The 3,016-nt window shown below is 33.8% G+C and carries 2 protein-coding genes and 1 pseudogene; 1 reads left to right on the top strand and 2 read right to left on the bottom strand.

Translation table 11 applies throughout. The annotated features are described in order from the left end of the window. Positions 1–254, bottom strand: a 254-nt coding sequence (locus AC1DSB_RS17235; RefSeq protein ID WP_477587200.1) for a GerAB/ArcD/ProY family transporter, incomplete at its 3' end; no start/stop codon positions are given. Next, entirely contained in the window at positions 239–1,741 is a 1,503-nt protein-coding gene (locus AC1DSB_RS17230) for a spore germination protein (RefSeq protein ID WP_477587199.1), read from the bottom strand. The genes AC1DSB_RS17230 and AC1DSB_RS17235, both read right to left, overlap by 16 nt. Positions 1,742–1,818: 77 nt before the next feature. On the opposite strand from AC1DSB_RS17230, the pseudogene AC1DSB_RS17225 reads away from it, so the two are divergent. Continuing rightward, positions 1,819–2,145: pseudogene (locus AC1DSB_RS17225) on the top strand (IS5/IS1182 family transposase); the annotation flags it as partial. Positions 2,146–3,016: the final 871 nt, after the last annotated feature.

Genomic DNA, 3,016 nt, shown 5'->3' with positions numbered 1-3,016 from the left:
CGTCCAAGGATTTTCTGGGTTATTTTTGTAAATGTATCATTTGGAAATCTTTTTAATAATAACCAATATACAACCAACATGAATTGGACAACTATCCCTGCTAAAATGATCGATATCCACGAGTCCCCTTTTGCTGATTCTTGGACAACATTTGGTAAAGAAAAAAGACCAATACCAATCTGACTTTGAATTAATACAAAAAACAACTGAAACTTAGTTATTGATATTTTTTCAGTAATCACTTCTTCTTCCATCCCCTTGTATGCCATTGTTGTTTTTTGTATACGGGCTTGGAGTCTGTTGGTCGTGTGTTAAGCTTCCAAAAAGGGAGTCTCACGAATGTATCTTTTATGTCCACTATGTTAAAAGGTGCGAATGGCGCAAAGTAAGGCATACCAAAGGATTCTAATTTACATAGGTGAATAACAAGCACCATTAATGCAAGTACAATTCCAAAAAAACCGAACAATGATGCGGCTATCATGACAGGAAACCCCAATAACCTAGCACTGGTTCCCATTTCATTTACTGGTGATATGAATGAAGCTATGGCAGTGAGTCCAATTACAACAATCATCGTATTAGAAACTAAATTCGCTTCCACTACTGCTGTACCAATTACAAGCCCCCCCACAATACCAATTGTGTGAGCAATCGGAGTAGGTAAACGAATGGAAGCTTCTTTTAGTAACTCAAGAATGATTTGCATCGTAAAAGCTTCTATTAAAGGAGGAAAGGGGACGTATTCTAATGAAACCCTGATGGAATATAAAATTCCAATTGGAAGTACTTCAGAATGAAAAGAAACGGTGGCAATGTAAATTGCCGGCAAACTGATAGCAATGATAAAACTAAAGAAGCGAATAAATCGGAAAAAAGAACCTACTAGCCAACGACTATTATAATCGTCAGGCGATTGGTAAAACGCAAAAAAAGTAATTGGCATAATTAAAATTCTAGGACTACCATCAACAAGTAATATGATTTTCCCTTCGGTTAAGTACGACGCAGCTCTATCAGGCCTTTCAGTAGACAACATTTGAGGAAAAGGAGTATAAGGATTGTCTTCAATGTAATCCTCTACTTCGCCAATTGAAAGTAGTTGATCGACTTCAATAGAAGTAATTCTTCGTTCAACTTCTTCTAGAATTTTTTTATTTGCAAGATTTTCTATAAATACCATACTTACTTTCGTATTTGTAATTTTTCCTAAAGTGAAAAATTTTACTTTTAATTGAGGGCTTTTTATTCTCCTTCTCAAAAGTAGAATATTAGTACCTAAATTTTCGACAAACCCATCATGAGAACTTATAATACTCCGTTCATTAACTGGTTCTTCTATAGAACGCTCTGCAATTTCTCCTAGAGCTACTGACTTTGCAATCGCATCATTTTCTAATAAAATAGTACAGAAACCTTCTAATAAACTTGCCCCTACTTCTGAAATTTTTGAAGAACATTTCAATTCAGTAGCCTTCACTACATTTTGAATTTCTCCTGATTTCATTTCCAAAATAGGACCTATAACAGAAGATTGAAGAATATCTTTTTTCACCATCGAATCTAGAAAAAGAATAGTGCAACCCTTGTTATTAAACATCATTTTTTTAACCATCAAGTCTTCTGTTTGACAAAGATATTCTCGGATTGTATGTATATTTTTTTTAATATCATTAGTAAGTTGTTGATCGCTTTCATTGATATGATAATTGTGTAATGAAGTTTTTTTAAAGAAACTCATCTTAAAATACTCCTCGCCTCGACCTTCTAGTTGCTATTATTCTTTCCGTTTTTTAGCTATGCTATGCTTATCAAATTATTTTGCTGGATGAAAAACCGAAAGGATTCCATTATCTGGACCACCATTCACCATAAGGTGGATGCGAAATTCAATATCATCACAGATTACCTATATCACTGCCGGAAATGTGGCAGATCCGAGCCGTAATTGGCACTCCTTAAAGCACAAGTACAGAAATTTGGGTTTCAGGTAGAAGCAGTAGCATTGGATGCAGGATATTTTACGAATTACATTTGTAAAAAGTTAGCGGAACAACATTTTTTATGGTGATGGGATATCGTCGGTCTGGAAAGCCAAATAAGGAAGTACCAAGACGTTTCTTTCAGTATGACAAAGTAACGAATAGGGGGGGGAGGGGAAAATTCCCTGATGAAATATACTAAATATAAAAGTATCCTTTAAAGGATATTAATAGCCATTGAATAGAGGTAATCACCTTTGAATTATGTAAAATTTTGTATTTATCAATTCATCTTATTTTCAGCACTTTTTGTATTCAACATTCCCTTTGATAAATACATAAGTAAACCATTTACTTCTGTTGATTTAATAGCAATATGTATAAAGTTACCTATCATCATAATCGTTTACCGAGTAGTAAATAAGATATATAGACGATTCGAGAATATTAGGTTGGGAAATAAGATATTAATTTCAATAGCAACTGTTATAATATCAATCTTGTTTATAGGGTTACTGGAGCAATTGTTTGTTTAGTTTTCTTATTCAACTAACGGGTGCTTTAGTTGAATAACCGGCAGCCTATACAAGGCGGCTTTTTCTTATGGCCAAGATTTAATCGTGTACCTATACTTATCTGTCGTATAGATTACAGAACTTAGATTATTGAACGAGTTCTTGAACATTAATTAAAGAGTTAACCCTCACAAAACACTGTAAATATAGGGTATTCATTAACTCCTGGTTTTCTGAACAAAACCCTTCGGTTCAGTGATTGAATCGGGCTTTATAAGATCGTTGATTAAATCGTTACTAAACGGCTGACTATTTGGCAACTCCTTTACAGTAAAGTTTAGCTATGGTAATATAACTAAATATTCCCAAGATTAAAGGAGATTGAATGATGAAAAAACTATTATTGCTTATTGCTTCACTTTCTTTAGTTCTTGCAGCTTGTACTGAAGACAATGAAGAGAAAAAAGTTACAACGACTGAAGGAACTAAATCTGAAGAAACTACATCTGAAGAAAAAGC

The sequence above is a fragment of the Paenisporosarcina sp. P4_E4_2 genome, from assembly GCF_056401595.1.
Note: the sequence above shows the minus strand (reverse complement) of the source record. Positions and strands in the feature narration are given on the sequence as shown.

Excerpts from the sequence above, each read along its gene's own strand:
- AC1DSB_RS17230 (WP_477587199.1), bottom strand. The coding sequence starts at position 1,741 with ATGAGTTTCTTTAAAAAAACTTCATTACACAATTATCATATCAATGAA.